This window comes from Ensifer sp. LBL (genome assembly GCF_050435225.1).
GTDB lineage: Bacteria > Pseudomonadota > Alphaproteobacteria > Rhizobiales > Rhizobiaceae > Ensifer.
Map to the genome: position 1 here is coordinate 195,410 of NZ_JBNDJY010000004.1, position 19,397 is coordinate 214,806.

The 19,397-nt window shown below is 63.9% G+C and carries 21 protein-coding genes; 10 read left to right on the top strand and 11 right to left on the bottom strand.

The annotated features are described in order from the left end of the window. The first annotated feature begins 124 nt into the window (after window positions 1-124). Complete coding sequence (locus OKW20_RS16790) at window positions 125-1,000, top strand: DMT family transporter (RefSeq protein ID WP_043623328.1); 876 nt, start codon at window positions 125-127, stop codon at window positions 998-1,000. A gap of 146 nt (window positions 1,001-1,146) precedes the next feature. Here the strand turns inward: OKW20_RS16790 and OKW20_RS16795 are convergent, their stop codons facing one another. From OKW20_RS16795 to OKW20_RS16805, 3 genes are all read right to left on the bottom strand, one after another. After that, window positions 1,147-2,688: a DEAD/DEAH box helicase gene (locus OKW20_RS16795; protein ID WP_429173695.1), complete on the bottom strand. Its 1,542-nt coding sequence runs from the start codon at window positions 2,686-2,688 to the stop codon at window positions 1,147-1,149. A 294-nt stretch (window positions 2,689-2,982) separates the two neighbouring features. Continuing rightward, complete coding sequence (locus OKW20_RS16800; RefSeq protein ID WP_429173697.1) at window positions 2,983-4,083, bottom strand: DNA alkylation repair protein; 1,101 nt, start codon at window positions 4,081-4,083, stop codon at window positions 2,983-2,985. A gap of 38 nt (window positions 4,084-4,121) precedes the next feature. Then, on the bottom strand, window positions 4,122-4,421 hold the full coding sequence (locus OKW20_RS16805) for a hypothetical protein (protein ID WP_043623699.1): 300 nt from the start codon (window positions 4,419-4,421) through the stop codon (window positions 4,122-4,124). 149 nt (window positions 4,422-4,570) lie between these two features. Between OKW20_RS16805 and OKW20_RS16810 the strand changes: the two genes are divergently transcribed. Together OKW20_RS16810 and OKW20_RS16815 are read left to right on the top strand one after the other, a co-directional pair. Then, a complete protein-coding gene (locus OKW20_RS16810; protein ID WP_043623696.1) occupies window positions 4,571-5,245 on the top strand; it encodes a helix-turn-helix transcriptional regulator in 675 nt (224 codons plus the stop codon). Between the two features lie 127 nt (window positions 5,246-5,372). After that, window positions 5,373-5,822, top strand: a complete 450-nt coding sequence (locus tag OKW20_RS16815) for a host attachment protein (protein ID WP_043623693.1) — start codon at window positions 5,373-5,375, stop codon at window positions 5,820-5,822. A 54-nt stretch (window positions 5,823-5,876) separates the two neighbouring features. Here the strand turns inward: OKW20_RS16815 and OKW20_RS16820 are convergent, their stop codons facing one another. Next, on the bottom strand, window positions 5,877-7,463 hold the full coding sequence (locus tag OKW20_RS16820) for a trimethylamine methyltransferase family protein (RefSeq protein ID WP_429173698.1): 1,587 nt from the start codon (window positions 7,461-7,463) through the stop codon (window positions 5,877-5,879). A 166-nt stretch (window positions 7,464-7,629) separates the two neighbouring features. Beyond that, window positions 7,630-8,346, bottom strand: a complete 717-nt coding sequence (mnmD, locus tag OKW20_RS16825) for a tRNA (5-methylaminomethyl-2-thiouridine)(34)-methyltransferase MnmD (RefSeq protein WP_429173700.1) — start codon at window positions 8,344-8,346, stop codon at window positions 7,630-7,632. Window positions 8,347-8,385: 39 nt separating this feature from the next. Here mnmD and OKW20_RS16830 point away from each other — a divergent pair, with 39 nt between their 5' ends. After that, window positions 8,386-9,528: an NAD(P)/FAD-dependent oxidoreductase gene (locus OKW20_RS16830; protein ID WP_429173702.1), complete on the top strand. Its 1,143-nt coding sequence runs from the start codon at window positions 8,386-8,388 to the stop codon at window positions 9,526-9,528. A 58-nt stretch (window positions 9,529-9,586) separates the two neighbouring features. On the opposite strand, the gene OKW20_RS16835 is transcribed toward OKW20_RS16830, so the two are convergent. After that, window positions 9,587-9,976 carry a PRC-barrel domain-containing protein gene (locus OKW20_RS16835; RefSeq protein ID WP_429173704.1) on the bottom strand — a complete coding sequence of 130 codons (390 nt, stop codon included), beginning with the start codon at window positions 9,974-9,976 and terminating at the stop codon, window positions 9,587-9,589. Window positions 9,977-10,190: 214 nt separating this feature from the next. Here OKW20_RS16835 and OKW20_RS16840 point away from each other — a divergent pair, with 214 nt between their 5' ends. Further along, window positions 10,191-10,994 (top strand): DUF1045 domain-containing protein, encoded by an 804-nt coding sequence (locus OKW20_RS16840; protein WP_429116096.1) that lies wholly within the window; start codon window positions 10,191-10,193, stop codon window positions 10,992-10,994. Window positions 10,995-11,011: 17 nt separating this feature from the next. On the opposite strand, the gene OKW20_RS16845 is transcribed toward OKW20_RS16840, so the two are convergent. Further along, on the bottom strand, window positions 11,012-11,479 hold the full coding sequence (locus OKW20_RS16845; protein WP_429173706.1) for an NUDIX domain-containing protein: 468 nt from the start codon (window positions 11,477-11,479) through the stop codon (window positions 11,012-11,014). Between the two features lie 166 nt (window positions 11,480-11,645). Here OKW20_RS16845 and puuE point away from each other — a divergent pair, with 166 nt between their 5' ends. The 4 genes from puuE (at window position 11,646) to uraH (ending at window position 14,100) form a co-directional block, all read left to right on the top strand. Then, window positions 11,646-12,575, top strand: a complete 930-nt coding sequence (gene puuE, locus OKW20_RS16850) for an allantoinase PuuE (protein ID WP_205238095.1) — start codon at window positions 11,646-11,648, stop codon at window positions 12,573-12,575. Beyond that, a complete protein-coding gene (uraD, locus tag OKW20_RS16855) occupies window positions 12,575-13,078 on the top strand; it encodes a 2-oxo-4-hydroxy-4-carboxy-5-ureidoimidazoline decarboxylase (protein WP_402320024.1) in 504 nt (167 codons plus the stop codon). The genes puuE and uraD overlap by 1 nt, the downstream gene beginning before the upstream one ends. A 96-nt stretch (window positions 13,079-13,174) precedes the next feature. Beyond that, window positions 13,175-13,672: an ureidoglycolate lyase gene (locus OKW20_RS16860; RefSeq protein WP_429173708.1), complete on the top strand. Its 498-nt coding sequence runs from the start codon at window positions 13,175-13,177 to the stop codon at window positions 13,670-13,672. A gap of 65 nt (window positions 13,673-13,737) precedes the next feature. Beyond that, entirely contained in the window at window positions 13,738-14,100 is a 363-nt protein-coding gene (gene uraH, locus OKW20_RS16865) for a hydroxyisourate hydrolase (RefSeq protein WP_043623670.1), read from the top strand. A gap of 146 nt (window positions 14,101-14,246) precedes the next feature. Here uraH and OKW20_RS16870 read toward each other — a convergent pair whose 3' ends face one another. From OKW20_RS16870 to OKW20_RS16885, 4 genes are all read right to left on the bottom strand, one after another. After that, a complete protein-coding gene (locus OKW20_RS16870) occupies window positions 14,247-15,383 on the bottom strand; it encodes an alpha-hydroxy acid oxidase (protein WP_429173709.1) in 1,137 nt (378 codons plus the stop codon). Between the two features lie 115 nt (window positions 15,384-15,498). Continuing rightward, window positions 15,499-16,815: a guanine deaminase gene (guaD, locus tag OKW20_RS16875; RefSeq protein ID WP_429173711.1), complete on the bottom strand. Its 1,317-nt coding sequence runs from the start codon at window positions 16,813-16,815 to the stop codon at window positions 15,499-15,501. Then, window positions 16,812-18,050, bottom strand: coding sequence for a urate hydroxylase PuuD (gene puuD / locus OKW20_RS16880; RefSeq protein ID WP_429173712.1), 1,239 nt, complete (start codon window positions 18,048-18,050; stop codon window positions 16,812-16,814). The genes guaD and puuD overlap by 4 nt, the downstream gene beginning before the upstream one ends. A gap of 73 nt (window positions 18,051-18,123) precedes the next feature. After that, entirely contained in the window at window positions 18,124-19,038 is a 915-nt protein-coding gene (locus tag OKW20_RS16885; RefSeq protein WP_429173714.1) for a LysR substrate-binding domain-containing protein, read from the bottom strand. Between the two features lie 29 nt (window positions 19,039-19,067). Between OKW20_RS16885 and OKW20_RS16890 the strand changes: the two genes are divergently transcribed. Then, on the top strand, window positions 19,068-19,388 hold the full coding sequence (locus OKW20_RS16890) for a hypothetical protein (protein WP_429173716.1): 321 nt from the start codon (window positions 19,068-19,070) through the stop codon (window positions 19,386-19,388). Window positions 19,389-19,397 lie beyond the last annotated feature (9 nt).

A 19,397-nucleotide genomic window follows, 5' to 3' on the forward strand; every position in this document is an offset into this window, starting at 1 on the left:
TGCTTAAATCAGGGGATTTGAGCGCGAAATCAGCGGCAGATCAAAGCGTTACGGCGGCCAGGCGCGCTTCAGCGAGGGCGGCTCATTGCTTTCCGCCTGCCGCCATCATTCCGATAGGCTCACAATGCTCGCCCGTCTGGCTCCCGCCATCTTCGTTCTGCTCTGGTCCACCGGCTGGGTCGTGGCGAAATATGCTGCGGTCTACGCAGATCCACTGACCTTTCTCGTGTTGCGCTACACGCTGGCGATCGCGCTCTTCATCCTCTTCTGCGTCGTCACCGGCGCGCAGTGGCCGAAGTCCTGGAAAATGGCCGGTCATGCGATCCTGTCCGGCATGTTCCTCCACGGGCTCTATCTCGGGTCGGTCTGGTGGGCGATCGGCGAAGGCGTGCCGGCCGGCATTTCCGGCATCATCGCCGGTCTGCAGCCGCTGATGACCGCGGTCGCCGCAGCCTTCGTCATCGACGAGCGGCTGAGCGTGCAGCAGAAGCTTGGGCTGGTGCTCGGCTTCTTCGGCATTGCTCTTGCCGTCCTGCCGAAGGTGCTGGCGATCGACACGGGTGCGACGCCGATCCACTTTCTGCCCGTGATCATCAACGTGCTCGGCATGGGCGCCGTCACCTATGGCACGCTCTACCAGAAGCGCCATCTGCAAAGCGGCGACATCCGCACCATCGCAGCGCTGCAATATCTCGGCGCGCTGATCGTGACGATTCCGCTGGCGCTGATGCTGGAAGACCTGCACGTGACCTGGAACCTCCAGGTGGTTCTGGCGCTTGCCTGGTCGGTTCTCGGGCTCTCGATGGGGGCGATCGCGCTGCTGCTTTATCTGATCCGTCGCGGGCAGGTGTCGCGCGCAGCGTCGCTGATCTATCTCGTGCCGCCGCTCGCCGCCGTGCAGGCGTGGCTCTTCTTCGGCGAAGCGCTGACGCTGCCGATGGTCATCGGCACCATCATTGCCGTTGCCGGCGTCTATCTGACCAACCGCAAGCAGGCGTGACGCACGACGTGCGAGAGCGTACAGCGGTTTTGCTATAGCGACAGGCGAACAGCCCAAAACGAAAACGGCGGGTCGAAGCGACCCGCCGTTCATATTTCTAAGTACTACGATGGCTTTGCGCGCCTGATCGACGCGCAGCGCCTTGGTCAGCCCTGGTGGCCGCGATTGCCGCGACGCTGGCCCTGGCCGCCTTCGCGACGCTCGCCACCGCCACGGTTTTCGTTGCGGCTGCCCTGGTTGCGGTCACGGCGGTCGCCCTGCTTCTGGCCGGGACGTCCGTGGTGCTTCTTGCCTTCGTGGTTGCGGTTGCCTTCGCTACGGCCGTCAGTCTGCGGGTGGCCGTGATCGCGGCGCTCCTGGCGCTGCGGGCGGCGCTCGTCGCGCAGCAGGTCGTCGCCGGTAAAGCCGCTGGTGGCTGCAACCGGCTCGCCGGCCGGGCGCTCACGACGCGGCGGACGGCCGCCGTTCTGGTGATGACCGCCGCCATTGCCCTTGCGGTGGCCGGCGCCGTTGTTGCCGCGGCCGCCGCGGCCCTTGGCCGGACGCGCCTGGTCGGCCGGAGCCTCGCCGCTGGCAACGGCAATGTTGATGCCCATCAGCTTCTCGATGTCGCGCAGCAGGCGGATTTCGTCCGGCGCGCAGAAGGCGATGGCGATGCCGTCACGGCCGGCGCGCGCGGTGCGGCCGATGCGGTGGACATAGGCATCCGGCACTTCCGGCAGGTCGTAGTTGTAGACGTGGGTAACGCCGGGAATGTCGATGCCACGGGCAGCGACGTCGGTTGCGACCAGCACGCGGATTTCGCCGTCGCGGAAGGCCTTGAGCGCGCGCTCGCGCTGGCCCTGGCTCTTGTTGCCGTGGATCGAGGCAGCCTTGAAGCCGACGTGGTCGAGATGCTTCATCAGCTTCTCGGCGCCGTGCTTGGTGCGGCTGAAGATCAGCGAAAGGCCATCAGGGTTGTCGGTCAGCGACTTCTTGAGGATCTGCGTCTTCAGGTCCTTGCCGGGCACGAAGTGCACGTACTGTTCGACCTTGTCGGCAGCCTTGCCCGGAGGCGTGACTTCGACCTTGACCGGGTTGGTCAGGTACTCGCCGGCGAGCTCGGCGATCTGCTTCGGCATGGTGGCCGAGAAGAGCAGCGTCTGGCGGTTCTTTGGCACCAGCTTGGAGATCTTGCGAAGGTCGTGGATGAAGCCGAGGTCGAGCATCTGGTCGGCTTCGTCAAGCACCAGGTAACGGCCTTGCGTCAGCGTCACGGCCTTGCGGGCGACGAGGTCGAGCAGGCGGCCGGGGGTGGCGACCAGGATGTCGACGCCGCGGGCAAGCTGCTCGGTCTGCTTGTTGATCGAAACGCCGCCGACGACGACGCCGACCTTGATCGGCGACTTCTTGACGAACAGCTTGAGGTTGGCGGCGATCTGGTTGACCAGTTCACGGGTCGGTGCCAGCACCAGCGCGCGGATATTGCGCGGATCGGGACGCCGGCTTTCGGCGACCAGCTTTTCGATCATCGGCAGGCCGAAGGCAGCGGTCTTGCCGGTGCCGGTCTGGGCGAGGCCGATGAGATCGTTGCCCTTCAGCACCAGCGGAATGGCCTGTGCCTGGATCGGGGTCGGCTTTTCGAAGCCGTTGGCAGACAGGGTTTCCAGAATGTGCTCGGAGAGGCCGAGATCTTTAAAGGTGGACAAATGCATATACCTTTTGGGGGCGCCAAACGCATTCGCCGGAACCGCGTTGTTGCTGTTCCGGTGTCGTTCGGCGTCAAGAACCCCGCGTGAATTGGGAACTTGTGGGTTGAATTAAGTCGTCAAGCGCCTGTGCTGTGCCGCCTATTGCGGTGATATGTGCGCTATCCTTCTTCACGGCTTTCTATGTCTGCCGAGGGCGCGCTCACGCGGCGGCCGGAAGGTGACGCTGGGCACCATGTCGTTGGTTTGGACGAAAAAGTCAAGGTCCATCTTTTCGCAGGTGCGAAATGAGATCTACTCAAGCGCGAGATCGAAGCCCGCTTCGGCTGCTTCCTGGCCGTTGACGAGGATGACGATGCGGTGGGTGCCGGGGTAGTATTTGCGGGTGGTGATCGGCCGGATGGCATGACGTTTCTCGATCTCGATCGAGGCGCCGGGGGCAAGCGTCGCCGACGTCCACTTGAACACTTTCGGCGAGGTTGCGCCGTTTGCCTTGCGGTGGTGCACGGCGTAGTCGATCATCACCTTCTGGCTCGTCTCGGCGTCATGGCTGACGGCGAGGCGCAGGCCGAGACTTTCGCCCAGCACGATGTCCGAACGATCGAGCGAAAAGCGGGCATTGATGCCGGCCGGGGGCGCAAAACCGAAATTGCCGAGTGCGTCCGCGTGGCCCTGCTTCAAAAGCGTGCGCGAGGCGTGGCGTAGAAGCTGGCGGCGCTCCGGCGATGCGTCGCCGATATGCTCGGCGACGAAAGCGGCCACCAGGTCGGGATGGTCCTTGGCGATGTCGTTGAGGCTGTTGGCAACCGAGCGGCGCACATAGTCCTCGGGGTCGTCGAGGAGGGCCGTCAGGATCGGCAGGATCGGCTGCGGATCGCGAATGAGCTGCGGCAGCCGCATCGCCCAGGGCAGGCGCGGGCGGGTGCCTTCGCTCGCCAATCGACGGGCGTGATGGTTGGGGTCCTTCGCCCAGCCTCGGATCGTCGCAAGGGCGCGCTCCTGGTCGCGATCGATGAAGACGCGGATGCCGAACTCGGCTGTGAAATGCGGCGTCAGCGCGCGCAGCAGCGATAGCGAAAGGTCGAAGTCGTCGAGGCCGCGCAAGGCGACGTACTGGCTGACGGGCAGCAGCGACCAGCCGCTGATGCCCTCGGCGCCGTCGCGGGGAAGGCAGGCGCCGAGGATGGCGGCCGCCTCCGGAAATGCCTGCGGCAGCGTCTCGACCAGCGCGTCGCGGATCTGCAGCGACCGCTGCATCAGCTCCAGCGCCTCCAGGCCTTCACCCGCAAGCACCATGAACTTCCTGCGATCGAAGGTTCCCGCATTACGCCCGAGCGCATCGGCGATGGCGACGACGACACCGGGGTGCAGCAGGTTCTTCAGTGGTTCGGCCATCGCTCAGGCAATCCTTTGTTCGTCTAATTCCGGGTCGGTCAGATCCGCTGGCCGCCACTAAAATGCTGCACCAGCATTACCGCGCTGATGGTCGCTGCGTAAGGTGCGAACTCGGGGTCGACCCGGACGCGCTCGCCGGCCGATTTCGCAGCCTCCAGCGTTTCCCATTCAACGAGGTCGGCGAACATGCCCGAAGTCTCGCAGGAATCGACCGCGCGCCAGGAGACGAAGCCCGGATAGCGTGAAACCGCCTGCATGGCGCGCTGGCGCGTGGCCGTCGCGGCCGGCCTGTCGGTGACGATGCAGACGGCAAGTTCGAGGATGTGATCGCTGGTCATGAGGATGCTCCCTGTGAGTTGCCGCTTGATTTAACACAGGGCAACTGACAGCCTTATGGCCATTACCGACGGCGCAGTTCTTGTGGACAAGCCAGGCGCGCGGTAGCGCTTTGATACGTCAACGACGCCTTGCCGTTGGGAGGCCAGACATGAGACCCGCCGACCGGCTGTTTCGCATCATCCAGCTCCTGCGCGCGAGCGGCCGGGTGATGACGGCGCGCGAGATCGCTGAGAAGATGGAGGTCGCCCAACGAACCATCTATCGCGACATGGAGCACCTGATCGCCTCAGGCGCGCCGATCGACGGCGAACGCGGCGTCGGTTATCTCCTGCGCGGCGCCTTCGATGCGCCGCCGCTTGCCTTTACCTTCGAGCAGCTGGAAGCGCTCGCCTTCGGCGCGCGGGCGGTGCAGATGCTCGGCGACGGCAGGCTCGCCCAGGCGGCGCGCGAGGCGATGGAGAAGATCGCCCATGGTCTGCCGCCCGAACATCGGCAGCGGCTGACGGCAGCACCGCTTCGCGCCTTCCGCTCGTCGCTCCAGCCGGAACCGCCGGCGCTGCTCGGCGAGATCCGCCTGGCGATCGCCGGGCGCCGCAAGCTTCGCCTGGCCTATGACAGCCTCAAGGATGAACATTCCGAGCGCATCATCTGGCCGCTGGGCTTGAGCGTCTTCGGGCATTTCTGGCTGCTGACGGGCTGGTGCGAACTGAGGTCGGATTTCCGCGATTTTCGGGTCGACAGGATCAGCGCGCTTCACGTCCAGCGCGAACGCTACGAGGTGATGCCGGAGCGCAGCTTCGAAGCCTATATCGCGCGGATGTGACCGGCGCACCCGGTAAAACAATCAGCATCGTCGCCACCTTCCGATGGAACCGGATCGCCGCTCGTTCGTTTCCTTTATAGGGTCTTCATGACCCTTCGCGATCCACACCTTTCACTGGGAGACAATCGTGCAGAACCGGACTTGGATACTGGCCGCGGATGGCAACACCGCGCGCATCGTCAAGGGCGTGAACCTGTTGAAGGAAGAGCGCCAGCGGCCGGAGGAGGAGACCTTTCACACCGAACCGAAGCGCGTTCAGGACATCATGGCGGACAAGCCGGGCCGGTCGCATTCGTCCGTCGGACACGGCCGCTCGGCCATGGAATACAAGAGCGATCCCGTTCGGGAGGAGCAGCAGCGCTTTGTTGCTGATGTGGCCGGAAGGCTCGAAAGCTATGCCGCCAACCAGGCCTTCGACAGCCTGGTGATCTGTGCAGCACCCCGGACGCTTGGCGATCTCCGCAAGCAGCTTTCCGCCCATGTCCGCGAGCGGACAGTCGCAGAGATAGACCGCAATTGCGTGGCTGCAACCACCGAGCAACTGATCGCAACGGCACGGGCCGCAGTGTTCCCTTAAGGCTCGGCCGCAGCCGGGCTTCGTAGCGCTTTCCGGTACACCCAGGGCGTCCCGTCAGAAATCGGTCGGGACGCCGCCCTCTGCCTTGCGCTTGGCGACAAAGGCGTCGAGTTCTTCCTCGATCGCGGGATCGAGCGGCGGGCGCTCATAGTCGTTGAGCTTCTGTTTGAAGATCCGGTTGGCATGGTCGTAGGTGGTCGGCCGCCCGGCTTCGGTCCAGGTCTCGAAGTTGCGCCAGTCCGACAGGATCGGCGAATAGAAGGCGGTCTCGTAGCGTTGCAGCGTGTGCAGCGTGCCGAAGTAATGGCCGCCGGGACCGACATCGCGCACGGCGTCGAGCCCGAGCGCATCCTCGCTGACATCGAGCGGGGTCAGGTATTCCGCCACCATCTGCAGCATGTCGACGTCGAGGATGAATTTCTCGAAGGAGGCCGTGAGCCCGCCTTCGGTCCAACCGGCGGCGTGCATGACGAAGTTGCCGCCCCCTTGCGTCAGCGCCCAGAGCGACATGGCGGATTCGTAAGCCGCTTGAGCGTCCAGTGTATTGGCTGCGTTGGTGTTCGAGGTGCGGTAGGGGATGTTGTAGCGGCGGGCGAGCTGGCCCCCGGCGACCACCGCCTTCATGTATTCCGGCGTGCCGAAGGCGGGTGCGCCGGTCTTCATGTCGACGTTTGAGGTGAAGCCGCCATACATGACCGGCGCGCCGCGCCTGACCATCTGGGTAAAGGCGATGCCGCAGAGCGCCTCGGCGTTCTGCTGGACCAGTGCACCGGCGATCGTCACCGGCGCCATGGCGCCGGCGAGCGTGAAGGGCGTGACCACCACCACCTGGTTGCGCGAGGACATCTCGATGATGCCCTGCAGCATCGGCCCGTCGAGGCGCAGCGGCGAGGAGGTGTTGATGATGGTGAAGAGCGAGGGCTCGCGTTCCATCTGCTCCATCGAGATGCCGCGGCCGATGCGGGCGATCTCGATGCCGTCGGTGTTGCGCTGCTTGCCGAGGGAATAGACGTGGAACACCTTGTCGGTGAGCTTCACCATGTCGGAGAGGCAATCGAGGTGGCGCACCGAGGCATGGATGTCGACCGGCTCGACCGGATAGCCGCCGGTCGTGTGGACGATGTCATAGGATTGCGCGAGCTTCACCAGCTTGCGGTAATCCTCCTGGTTGCCGGTGCGGCGGCCGCCGTCGCGGTCGGCGACGAAGGGGGCGCTCGCGATCTGGGCGAAGACGAGATTGTTGCCGCCGATCGCGACATTGCGGGCTGGGTTGCGGGCATGCATGGTGAAGGTTGGCGGTACCGAGGCGATCATGTCCATGATCAGCCCGCGGTCGAAACGCACCCGGTCGGTGCCGGGTGTCACGTCGGCGCCGGCAGCCTTCATCCGCTCGCGCGCCTCCGGCAGGATAACGTCCATGCCGATCTCTTCGAGGATCGTCAGCGACGCCTCATGCACCGATTCAAGCGCATCATCCGAAAGGACGGTGGATTTCGCCAGCGTATTGACAAGATTGAGATATTTTCCGCCGGGGGATTTGCGCACACGCTCGACACTGCGCCCCCCCGGGCGGCGTCGGCGCTCCAGCGGCGTCGAGGCTGCGTCGCCGGTTGCCGCATCGGGAAACTGATCGTCGTTCATGAAAGACCCACCGTGTTGCCGATGGGGAGTGTGTCGCAGATTCCAAGCGGCGATGGCCCGCCATTTGCGACAGTTCAGTTCTCTTGTGGAGTAAATCGCTTACCCTGACGCATTTCTGTAGCCGGATGGCGCAACCGCTCAAGACAGGCCGCAATCGCGACGAGCGCTAGGCTCGGTCGCCCCGCAGCATCTCGCGCTTGCCGGCAAACCCCTTGCGTTTTTCGACGGCAAAGCCCGCGGCCTGCAGATTGCGGCGGACGAAACCGGCGGCGGCATAGGTGGCGAAACTGCCGCCGGGCGTTGTCTTTTCGAAGACCAGCCGCATCAGCTCCTCCGACCACATGTCGGGATTGCGTGACGGCGCAAAGCCGTCGAGATACCAGGCGTCGAAAGGCGCTTCCGCGCGGGCGACGCCCTCGAGTGCCGGACCGCAGACGACCGTGAGGCTGACGCCGTCGCCGAAGTCGATCCGGACGTCGCCATCGGGCTCGGCCGGCCAGCGCGAGGCCAGCGCCTGGCGCTCCGTGTCGATCTCCGGCCAATGGCCAAGCGCGCGCGAAATCTCTCCTGCCGCCATCGGGAAACGTTCGAAGGACACGAACTGCAGCCGGTCGCCGGCGGCAGCGGTCATCTTCCACTGGCGCCAGGTTTCGCAGAAATTGAGGCCGGTGCCGAAGCCGAGTTCGCCGATGCGGAAGGTGCCTGCACCGACCCAGCGATCGGGCAGGCCGTTGCCCGATAGGAAGACGTGGCCGCACTCCAGCCGCCCGTCGGTGCGGCAATAAAAGTGATCGCCAAACTCCCGGGAATAGGGCATATCGCCCTCGTGCCAATCAAGGTTCTGGTGCGCCGGGGGCTCGATCGGGTCTGCGGATCCTGTCATGGCCAAGGCGATAGTCCGCCGGCCGGAGAAGGTCAATCGATGAGCGAGCTTTTGGTCGTCGGCGGCGGCATCATGGGGCTGTGGGCCGCCCTAAGCGCCACGCGCAGGGGCATGACCGTGCGGCTCGTCGAGCAACAGGCCATCGGCGCCGGCGCCAGCGGTGGCCTTTTGGGCGCGCTCATGCCGCATATGCCCGATCGCTGGAACGACAAGAAGCAGTTCCAGTTCGACGCACTCGTGGCGATCGAAGAAGAGATCGCGGTGCTCGAGTCGGCGACGGGCCTTTCGACCGGCTATCGGCGGACGGGTCGCTTGATCCCGCTTGCCAAGTCTCACCTGCGCGACATCGCCCTTCGGCACGAACAGGATGCACTGAGCCACTGGCGGGCGGCCGACAGGCAGTTCCACTGGCACGTGAAGGACGAGGGGCCCGAGGGCTGGCCAGGCGCAGAGGCAGCAGCGCACGGCATGGTCTTCGATACGCTCGCCGCGCGCGTCTCGCCGCGTCGCATGCTTGCGGCCCTCCGCACGGCCCTCCTGCGGGCACCGAGCGCCCATGTGGACGAACGCCGGGGCGTGCGCCGAATCGAGCCGGCACACGGCCGGGCCGAACTCGGCGACGGCACCCGGATCGGTTTCGAGCATTGCATCATCGCAGCCGGTGTCGGCAGTTTTCAATTGATCGACGACGTGTCAGCGCCGCTGGCGGAAACGAGCGGCACGGCGGTCAAGGGCCAGGCGGCACTGCTGCGGGCGGAGATTGACCCGGCGCTTCCGGTGATTTTCGCCGACGGCGTCTACATCATCGCCCATGACGACGGCCATGTGGCGGTCGGCAGCACCAGCGAAAACAGTTTTGCCGATCCCCTGTCGACGGACGCGCAGCTCGATGAACTGCTTCGGCGCGCCGTGGCGCTTGCACCGCGCCTGGCAGAGGCCGAGGTGGTGGAGCGATGGGCGGGGTTGCGTCCGAAGGCGACGGGGCGGGAGCCGATGGTCGGCCGGCATCCGGACCATTCGAATGTTTCGGTCCTGACCGGCGGCTTCAAGGTGAGCTTCGGCATTGCGCATCGGCTGGCGCGTTTCGTCATGGATGAGATCGCCGGTTCTCCGACGATCGATATTCCCGATTCCTTCTTCTGCCGGAATCACATAGCCGCACTTCGCGACAAAAGCCTTTAGCCCCGGACATGCGAAAGGCCCCGCCGGCGGCGGGACCCGAGAGATCGAAAGTCAGGCATTACATCCAGTAGGGCGGCACGCCGTAGTAGTCGTAGACACGGCGACCGTTTTCCGCGTTCCAATCGTATTCATCGGTGCCGTGATATTTCGGCGCGTTTTCGACCTGATCGCGAGTCACATCAGTGCGATAGCCGCCGAGCTTCTCGTCATAGGTCAACTTTGCCCAAGGCAATGGATAGTGGTCTTCACCGAGGCCGAGAAAGCCGCCGAAGCCGAGCACCGCATAGGCGACGCGCCCGCTGCGCTTCTCGATGATCACGCGCTCGATCGAGTCGATGTGTTTGTCGTCGGGGCCATAGACCCTCGTGCCTTCAACCTTGTCGCTCGCGATCAGGTCGTGGGTCTCCTTGATCCGGGCGTCCTGAAGGTTCGCATTGTGATAGGTCACGCTTCTTCTCCATCCTTGTTTTCCTACCTTTTAGGAACGGGCGATGGGCCGGATGGTTCCGAAAAAGGAGGACGGCTGCTGCGCTCGTCCCAGGCCGACTTCGTCAATCTGTCACGCAAATCACCTAAGACGCGGCCATTGGACAAGTCGGGGTGAGGGCGGAAAACCGCATGCTTTTGCTCATCCCGCGCTGAGGGATACCCGGAGCCAGCCGATGCGCTATGCCATTTGTTTTACGCCGCCGATGGCCGACACGCTTTCCGCGACCGCTGCAAGCTGGCTGGGGCGCAACGTCTATTCCGGCGACCCCACGGAATTGCCGTCGGTCGCGGGCTTGAGCGCCGCAGATGTCGCCTATCACACGGCGGTTCCCCGCCGCTTCGGCTTTCACGCAGTGATGATGTCGCCGTTCCGCCTGCATCCCGATATGACGGAATCGAAGCTTCTGAAGGCGCTGATGCATTTTGCCGGCGCCCAGACCCCGTTCGAAATCGATCGCCTGGAGGTTGCCCGCATCGGTCGATGCTTCGGGCTGATGCCGCAGGTGCCGAGTACGGCCATGCATCTGCTTGCGGCCAACGTCGTCCAGGAGTTCGATGCCTTCCGCGCGCCGCTCAGCGAAGACGAGATCGAGCGTTCCGATCCGGACCGGCTGACCGCGCCGCAGTTTTCCAATCTGTACCGTTGGGGCGATCCGCATGTGATGGACGAGTACCGCTTCCACATGATGCTGACCGGCCCGCTTGCACCAGACGCGATGCGGCGGGTCGAGGCACCACTGCGCGACCTCTTCGAGCCCTGCCTATCAAAACCGCTTTCGATCGGCAGCCTTGCGCTGTTTGTCGAACAGGAGACGGGGGCGCCCATGCGGGTGCATTCGCAGCACCCGCTCGGCAAGATCTCGACGAACACGCGCGCCGAGAGGGCAAAGCGCGCCGCCGCCGATCCGTCGCTGGCGCCGCAAGGCGCGGTTCGGCCGCTGCCGTTGATCGTCGCTGCGCTGATGGCGCAGCGCTAACCGGAAACGCACACCGGCTAATCTGCAAACAGCAGCGCTTTCGGATAGGGCAGACCGAGGGGCGGCATGTCCGCCGGCGCGAAGTAGCGTAGCGACTTCGTCTCGCCGTCGCTGATCGGTTGCTGGGAGCCAACGATCCGGCATCGATAGAGGGTAACCACATATTCGACGCGGTCGCCGTTCGGGTAGGTGTAGCGAAACGCTTCTCCGCCGAAGACGCCCAGTATCCGCTCGACCGAGACCGGATAGCCGGTTTCCTCCATGACCTCGCGAAGGATCGCGTCGACAGGCGTTTCGCCCGGCTCGATGGCGCCGGCCGGCAGGCTCCAGCCTTCGCCGCTTGCTTTCTCCTGCAACAGGATCCGGCCATCGGGATCGAGAATGGAGGCCGCCACCGACGGGCAGAGAAGCAGGTCGGAACCGATTTTACCGCGAAGCGCTTGAATGTAGGATTTCATCTCGATCAGAGCCGTTGTCCTTGCCAATCCATTCAACGCCGTTTCGGAAAATCTCTCAACCTCGGGCTCAGCGGAATTTTTCTGGTGATTTCCGTCAGGGCCACGGTGCTGCCGCTGCCCCGCTTCCCGTCATTTCGGTATCGACAATCCGGTCGGCGGTGATACCGTTCCTAAAAATTCGAAGGGTGATTTGATGTCTGAGACTAAGTATCCGCGCGACCTCGTTGGCTACGGCCGCAATCCGCCGAAGGCAAACTGGCCGGGCGATGCGCGCATCGCCGTGCAGTTCGTGCTGAACTACGAAGAGGGCGGCGAAAGCTGCATTCTCGATGGTGACCCGGCGTCCGAATGCCTGCTGTCGGAGATCGTCGGCGCACAGCCCTGGGCTGGCCAGCGCAACCTCAACATGGAATCGATCTACGAATATGGCGCCCGTTCCGGCTTCTGGCGGCTGTGGCGCATGTTCACCAGCCGCAACGTGCCGCTGACCGTCTATGGCGTGACGCAGGCGATGGCGCGCAATCCGGAAGCGGTTGAGGCCATGAAGGAAGCCGGCTGGGAAATCGCCAGCCACGGTCTGCGCTGGCTGGAATACAAGGACGTGCCGGAAGAGGTCGAGCGCGAGCATATCCGCGAGGTCGTCCGCCTGCACACCGAACTCACTGGCGAGCGCCCGCTCGGCATCTACCAGGGCAAGCCTTCAGCCAATACGCTGAAGCTGGTGCTGGAGGAGGGCGGCTTCCTCTACTCCTGCGACAGCTATGCCGACGAGCTGCCCTACTGGGTGCCGGGTCTTTCGCCCGACAAGCCGCACCTGATCATCCCCTATACGCTCGACGCCAACGACATGCGCTTTGCGACGCCACAAGGCTTCAACAGCGGCGACCAGTTCTTCAGCTATCTCAAGGACACCTTCGACGTGCTCTACGAGGAAGGCCGCCAGGGTGACGCCAAGATGATGAACATCGGGCTTCACTGCCGTCTCGTCGGCCGCCCGGGCCGGGCCGCCGCTCTTGCCCGCTTCATCGACTACGTGATGTCGCACGACAAGGTCTGGGTGCCGCGTCGCATCGACATCGCCAACCACTGGTACCAGCACCACAAGCCGGAAGGGGCGCTCTGATGACCGACCGTGATGCCTTTGTTGCCCGTTTCGGTGGCGTGTTCGAGCACTCGCCCTGGGTTGCCGAACGCGCCTACGACCGAGCCGCGGCGACGGGGCTGACGGCGGGCACGGTGCACTCGGCGCTCTGCCAGGCCTTTCGCACGGCGCTGCCGCGCGAGAAGATGCAGGTGCTGCGCGCCCACCCGGATCTTGCCGGCAAGCTGGCGATCGCCGGCAAGCTGACGGCGGACTCGACGGCGGAACAGGCATCCGCTGGCCTCGACCGGTTGACGCCAGAGGAGCATCAGCGCTTCACCGGGCTCAACGACGCCTACACGAAGAAATTCGGCTTCCCCTTCATCATCGCGGTGAAGGGGCTGACCAAGGCGCAAATTCTTGCCTCCTTCGAAAGCCGCATTGACAATTCGCCCGAAGAGGAATTTGAAACCGCTTGCGCACAGGTCGAGAAAATCGCCCGCCTGCGCCTGCAGTCGATGCTTCCTGGAGACGAAAATGCCTGACAAAACCGTTCGATGCCTGTCCCCGCTCATGAGGAGGGCGCTCGAACTGGATCGGACATCCGCAAGCGCCAAGTCTTCTTGCGAGGTCTCCGCATAATGTCGCGCCTGCTTACGATCGAACCGCTGACACGCGACGCCTTCGCCCCGTTCGGAACCGTCATCGAAGCCGATCCGGCAACGATGCGCTACATCAACGGCGGCAATACCGAACGCTTCCACGGGCTGGCGCGCGCCGATGTCGTCGGCGAGGGCGCCAATGTCATCATCAACATTTTTCGCGGCCAACCGCGTGCTTTCCCCTATTCGGTGACGATGATGGAACGGCACCCGCTTGGCAGCCAGAGCTTTTCGCCGCTCGACGACCGTCCCTGGCTGGTCGTCGTCGCCGAAGACGAGGGTGGTCGTCCGGGTGCACCGCGGGTGTTTCAGGCCAACGGCCGGCAGGGCGTCAATTACGGCCGCAATGTCTGGCACCACCCACTGATGTCCGTCGGCGCCATCAGCGATTTCCTCATCGTCGACCGCGAAGGGCCGGGCAACAATCTCGAGGAGTTCTTCTATGAGGTACCCTTCGTCATAGAGAGTGCGATCTAGCGACTGATGAAAAATGCGGACGTTCTTTCGTCCGCCTCCCGTACCCGTTTATGAAGGAGTATGAGATGAGCAGCACCGGCCGCCTGACGACCCATGTTCTCGACACCGCACTCGGCAAGCCGGCCGAGGGTCTCCGCATCGATCTCTATTGGCTGGAAGGCGAGGAGCGGCAGCTGATCCGCACCGTCCACACCAACAGCGACGGCCGCGTCGACGGCCCGATGGTCGAAGGCATCGGCTTCATGGCTGGCAATTACGAGCTGGTGTTCCATGCCGGCGACTATTTGCGCCGGTCAGGCGTGACACTGCCGGAGCCGGCCTTCCTTGATCGCATCCCCTTGCGCTTTGGCATCGCCGATCCGGCGAGCCACTATCATGTGCCGCTGCTGCTTTCGCCCTATGGGTACTCGACCTACCGGGGGAGTTGAGGCGTCCACCAGACGCCACATGCCTTAAGGCGCCGGATCTCTCAAAGGGTCATCCTCGGGCTTGACCCGAGGATCCATACGTCACTTGAGGCTTTGGATGCTCGGGTCGAGCCCGAGCATGACAAGAGCGTGGGAGGTGCGCCGTCTCACTCCGCCAGGATGCTACGATCGACGTCGTTGATGTCGCGCTTGCCGCAGAGGGCCATGGTGACGTCCATCTCCTTGCGGATGATCTCCAGCGCCTTGGTCACACCCTCCTTGCCCATGGCGCCGAGGCCATAGAGGAACGGGCGGCCGATATAGGTGCCTTTGGCGCCCATGGCCACGGCTTTGAGCACGTCCTGGCCGGAGCGGATGCCGCCGTCGACATGCACCTCTATCTGGTGGCCGACGGCATCGACGATGCGTGGCAGCATGCTGATCGAGGAATGGGCGCCGTCGAGTTGCCGGCCGCCATGGTTGGAGACGATGATCGCGTCGGCGCCGGTGGCGGCCGCCATCTTCGCGTCTTCCGGATCGAGGATGCCTTTGAGGATCAGCGGTCCGCCCCAGCGTTCCTTGATCCAGGCGACATCCTTCCAGGAAAGCTGCGGGTCGAACTGTTCCGTCGTCCAGGCGCCGAGCGAGGACAGATCGGTAACGCTTTTCGCGTGGCCGACGATGTTGCGGAAGGTGCGGCGCTTGGTGCCGAGCATCTTCATGCACCAGCCGGGCCGCGTCGCCATCTGCCAGAGGTGCTTCGGCGTCATCTTCGGCGGGGCCGAGAGGCCGTTGCGCAGGTCCTTGTGACGCTGGCCGAGGATCTGCAGGTCGAGCGTCAGCACCAGCGCCGAGCATTTCGCCGCCTTGGCACGGTCGATCAGGTTCAGGACGAATTCACGTTCGCGCATGACGTAGAGCTGGAACCAGAAGGGTTTCGTCGTCACCGAGGCGACGTCCTCGATCGAGCAGATGCTCATGGTGGAGAGCGTGAAGGGCACGCCGAAGGCTTCCGCCGCCTGGGCCGCCAGCATCTCGCCGTCGGCATGCTGCATGCCGGTAAGGCCGGTCGGCGCCAGCGCCACCGGCATCGACACCTTCTGGCCGATCATGGTCGTTTCGAGCGAGCGGTTGGTCATGTCGACCAGCACGCGCTGGCGCAGCTTGACCTTGGCGAAATCCTCCTCGTTGGCGCGATAGGTGCCTTCGGTCCAGGCGCCGCTGTCGGCGTAGTCGAAGAAGAGTTTCGGCACCCGGCGCTTGGCGAGCGCCTTGAGATCGCTGATTTCGAGGATTTGCGTCATGGAAATAGCCTTCGTCCAACAGGGATTGAACGAGCCATTACCATGTTTGCCGGAGGCTTGTTAATAGCCAGAAGAAGGAGAGGTCAATTTTCTTGACCTCTCCTTCTTCTGGCCATCACGCCGTGGCGAGTGCCGATTTCGCCGGCTTGCCGGCAACATAGGTTTCGACGATCGAACGATCGTCGCCCATGGTCTGCAGCAGGAAGAGTTCGTCGGCGAGCGAATTGACCACTTCGGCCCGCAGCGCCATGGCCGGTGTGGCCGCCATGTCGAGCACGATGAAGTCGGCATCGGTGCCGGCTTCGAGTGTCCCGATCCGGTCAACGAGCGACAGCGCCTCGGCATTGCCGCGGGTCATCATGAAGAAGCTGTCGAAGGGGTTCAGCCGCTCGCCCTGCAACTGCAGGATCTTGTAGGCCTCGTCGAGCGTCTTCAGCATGGAATAGCTGGTGCCGCCGCCGATGTCGGAGGCAACCGAGGTGCGCACAGGCTTGTCGCGACGCGAGAGCGCGCGCAGCGGAAAGAGGCCGGAACCGAGGAAGAGATTGGAGGTCGGGCAGAAGACGGCAACGGAGCCGGTTTCGCTCATGACGTCCGCCTCCCGCTCCGACAGATGGATGCAGTGACCGAAGAGGCTTTTCGGACCGAGCAGGCCGTAACGGGCGTAGACGTCGGTGTAATCGATGGCTTGCGGATAAAGCTCGCAGGTAAAGGCGATCTCGTCGCGGTTTTCCGAAAGATGCGTCTGGACGTGCAAATCGGGAAACTCGCGCACCAGCGACCTGGCGACGTCCATCTGTTCGGGCGTCGAGGTGATGGCGAAGCGCGGAGTGATGGCGACGTGGTTGCGGCCCTTGCCGTGCCAGTCGCGGATCACTGCGCGAGTTTCGTCGTAGCTCATCTGCGGCGTATCGAGCAGGCCTTGCGGCGCGTTGCGGTCCATCATCACCTTGCCGGCGACCATGCGCATGTCGCGGCGCAGCGCCTCGGCGAAGAAGGCATCGGCCGACGCCTTGTGCACCGAGCAATAGGCCGTTGCCGTCGTCGTGCCGTGGCGCACCATCTCGTCGAAGAAGCGGCTGGCGATGCGCTCCGCATGGGCGGTTTCGACGAAACGGCATTCCTCCGGGAAGGTATAGGTGTTGAGCCACTCCAACAGGTTGGCGGCGTAGGAGGCCATCACCTGCATCTGCGGGAAATGCAGGTGCGTGTCGATGAAGCCCGGCACGATCAGATGCGGGCGGTGATCGATTTCCGCCACATCCTCCGGCGCGCCGGCTTTCACCGCAGCGTAGGATCCGCTCGCAACAATCTGGCCACCCTTAACCAGCAGCGCGCCGTCGCTCTCGTAGCCATAGGCGGCGCTGTCGTCGATCGACGTTGGCGCGCGGTGAAAGCTCAGGAGCCGGCCGCGGATGAGGGTGGTCGTCATTGTGTCTTGCCTTCCTCGACGGCGCTTTCGAACCAGGCTGTCAGCAACTGGCGCTCATCCGTCGTCATATCTGTCACGTTGCCGGGCGGCATCGCGTGGCTGCGCCCGGCCTGGATATAGATTTCGCGGGCGTGGGCGGCAATCTCCGCGTCGCTTTCGAGCACGACGCCCTTCGGCGCCCGGGTGATGCCCTCGTAAACCGGTTCGGCGGCATGACACATGGAACAGCGGGTGGAGACCGTGTCCTTGACCGCGGGAAAATGGGCATTGGCGGCGAACCGCTTGAAGACCGGGGCGACTTCCGCCGTTTCGCCGCCGGTCAGCACCTTCGGTACGGTCGAGAGCCACATGATCAGGACGAAGAGGAGGGCCGTGACGAGCCAGGTCCAGGTCGGTCTGCCCTTGCGGGCATGGGTGGTGTTGAACCAGTGGCGGATGGTGACGCCCATCAGGAAGACGAGCGCGGCGATGATCCAGTTGAACGCCGTCGCAAACGCCAGCGGATAGTGGTTCGACAGCATGAAGAAGATGACGGGCAGGGTCAGGTAGTTGTTGTGCAGCGAGCGCTGCTTGGCCTGGGCGCCGAGTTTCGGATCGGGCGTGCGGCCGGCGATCAGGTCGGCAACCACGATCTTCTGGTTGGGAATGATGATGAAGAAGACGTTGGCCGACATGATCGTTGCGGTAAAGGCGCCGAGATGCAGGAAGGCGGCGCGGCCGGTAAACACCTGGGTGTAGCCCCAGGCCATGATCACCAGCGCCACATAGAGCAGCGCCATCAGCCCCCAGGTGTTCCTGCCGATCGGCGATTTGCACAAGAGGTCGTAGAACAGCCAGCCGACGCCGAGCGAGGCGAGCGAAATCAGGATCGCGGTCGAGGCAGAAATGTCCAGCACATGGCGGTCGATCAGGAAGAGGTCGGCGCCGCCATAGTAGACGATACAGAGCATGGCGAAGCCCGAGAGCCACGTCACGTAGGATTCCCATTTGAACCAGGTGAGGTGCTCGGGCATCGAGGCCGGCGCCACCAGGTACTTCTGGATGTGGTAGAAGCCGCCGCCATGGACCTGCCATTCCTCGCCATAGGCGCCAACGGGCAGGTGATCGCGCTTCACCAGACCGAGGTCGAGCGCGATGAAATAGAAGGATGAGCCGATCCAGGCGATGGCGGTGATCGCGTGCAGCCAGCGCACGGCAAAGGCCAGCCATTCCCAGGCGATGGCGAACTCGTACATTCAGATCCCCTTGTCTCTCTGTTGCCTCACCTTGCGCAAAAACGATCGACGGGAAAAGGGGGCGATCAGGTCCTCAAGCGCTATTTGCCTGCAGGAATTGCGGCGGGCAGAGTTCGCCGAGGATCCAGTCGCGGAAAATCCGGATCTTCGGCGTGTTGCGGCGGGCATGCGGATAGGCGAGCCAGTAGTCGCAACCGTCGCTGCAGCGCAGATCAAAGGGTTGGTAAAGGCGGCCAAGCGCCACATCGTCGGGGTAGAATTCCGGCGTCAGGATGGCGACGCCCTGGCCGGCGACGGCGGCGCGCGCCTCGAAGGTCTGGGCGCCAAGCCGGCTGTGCGGCCGCCCCTCGAGGTCCGGGTCCTCGACGCCTGCGGCCTTGAACCACATCGGCCACCAGGGATCGCCAGCATCGATGATGCGAAGCTTCAGGAGGTCGCGCGGCTCGTGCACGCCGCCGATGGTGGCAGCAAGCGCCGGGCTCAGCATCGGGCTGAATTCCACCCGCATCAGCGGATGGGTGTCGAGGCCGGGCCAGACGCCGCCGCCGGAGCGGATCGCGAGGTCGGCGGGCTCACGGGTAAAATCGGTGAGCGAGTCGCTCGTCGTCAGCCGCACGGCGATGTTCGGATGGGCGAGCTGGAAACTGCCGATGTTGCGGGCGAGCCATTGCGAGGCAAAGGTCGGCGTCGAGCTGATCAAGAGCGCGCTGTCGATGTCGCCGCGGGCATTGGAGACGGCTTCCTGCAGCATTTCGAAGGCTTCGGTCACGCGTGGCGCCATGCGCTGGCCGACGTCGGTCAGCGAGATCTGGCGCGGGCGGCGCAGAAACAAGGGCTCGCCGACATTCTCCTCGATCAACTTCACCTGGTAGCTGACGGCTGTCTGGGTCATGCCCAGCTCTTCGCCGGCCTTGGTGAAGCTGCCGAGCCTTGCGACCGCTTCGAAGACCCGCAGCGCATTCAGCGGAAACTGCTTCGACATCTTCATGGATAAGTTCTCTTGATGCATGCAGACGGATGTTCGATTGGATTTCGATCCTCCTCCACGGCATCCTTCAAGTCAACTTCCCAAGACGAACAGGTGCTGAAATGAGTTGCGACATTTACGAACGTACTGAAAGAAAACCATTTCTTTCATTCGAGCCGGTCTTCCGGCTCACGGCCGCCCTGTTCGGTGGCCTCACTGCCCCCAAGCCGATGCTCGATGTGAACGCGCTGTCCGATCACATGAAAAGAGACATGGGTTTCATGGATGCTCATGGTGCGCACCGCGACGACGAGGAGGCCATGGCCGATGCTCGCCGCCTCTTCAGCATCAATGAACTGCCGCGAATCTAGATCCGGGAT

Excerpts from the sequence above, each read along its gene's own strand:
- OKW20_RS16800 (WP_429173697.1), bottom strand. The coding sequence starts at position 4,083 with ATGGCCGAACCACTGAAGAACCTGCTGCACCCCGGTGTCGTCGTCGCC.
- uraH (WP_043623670.1), top strand. The coding sequence starts at position 13,738 with ATGAGCAGCACCGGCCGCCTGACGACCCATGTTCTCGACACCGCACTC.
- guaD (WP_429173711.1), bottom strand. The coding sequence starts at position 16,815 with ATGACGACCACCCTCATCCGCGGCCGGCTCCTGAGCTTTCACCGCGCG.
- OKW20_RS16870 (WP_429173709.1), bottom strand. The coding sequence starts at position 15,383 with ATGACGCAAATCCTCGAAATCAGCGATCTCAAGGCGCTCGCCAAGCGC.
- OKW20_RS16810 (WP_043623696.1), top strand. The coding sequence starts at position 4,571 with ATGAGACCCGCCGACCGGCTGTTTCGCATCATCCAGCTCCTGCGCGCG.
- OKW20_RS16820 (WP_429173698.1), bottom strand. The coding sequence starts at position 7,463 with ATGAACGACGATCAGTTTCCCGATGCGGCAACCGGCGACGCAGCCTCG.
- OKW20_RS16890 (WP_429173716.1), top strand. The coding sequence starts at position 19,068 with ATGTTCGATTGGATTTCGATCCTCCTCCACGGCATCCTTCAAGTCAAC.
- puuE (WP_205238095.1), top strand. The coding sequence starts at position 11,646 with ATGTCTGAGACTAAGTATCCGCGCGACCTCGTTGGCTACGGCCGCAAT.
- puuD (WP_429173712.1), bottom strand. The coding sequence starts at position 18,050 with ATGTACGAGTTCGCCATCGCCTGGGAATGGCTGGCCTTTGCCGTGCGC.
- mnmD (WP_429173700.1), bottom strand. The coding sequence starts at position 8,346 with ATGACAGGATCCGCAGACCCGATCGAGCCCCCGGCGCACCAGAACCTT.
- OKW20_RS16790 (WP_043623328.1), top strand. The coding sequence starts at position 125 with ATGCTCGCCCGTCTGGCTCCCGCCATCTTCGTTCTGCTCTGGTCCACC.
- OKW20_RS16885 (WP_429173714.1), bottom strand. The coding sequence starts at position 19,038 with ATGAAGATGTCGAAGCAGTTTCCGCTGAATGCGCTGCGGGTCTTCGAA.
- OKW20_RS16840 (WP_429116096.1), top strand. The coding sequence starts at position 10,191 with ATGCGCTATGCCATTTGTTTTACGCCGCCGATGGCCGACACGCTTTCC.
- OKW20_RS16830 (WP_429173702.1), top strand. The coding sequence starts at position 8,386 with ATGAGCGAGCTTTTGGTCGTCGGCGGCGGCATCATGGGGCTGTGGGCC.
- OKW20_RS16805 (WP_043623699.1), bottom strand. The coding sequence starts at position 4,421 with ATGACCAGCGATCACATCCTCGAACTTGCCGTCTGCATCGTCACCGAC.
- uraD (WP_402320024.1), top strand. The coding sequence starts at position 12,575 with ATGACCGACCGTGATGCCTTTGTTGCCCGTTTCGGTGGCGTGTTCGAG.
- OKW20_RS16860 (WP_429173708.1), top strand. The coding sequence starts at position 13,175 with ATGTCGCGCCTGCTTACGATCGAACCGCTGACACGCGACGCCTTCGCC.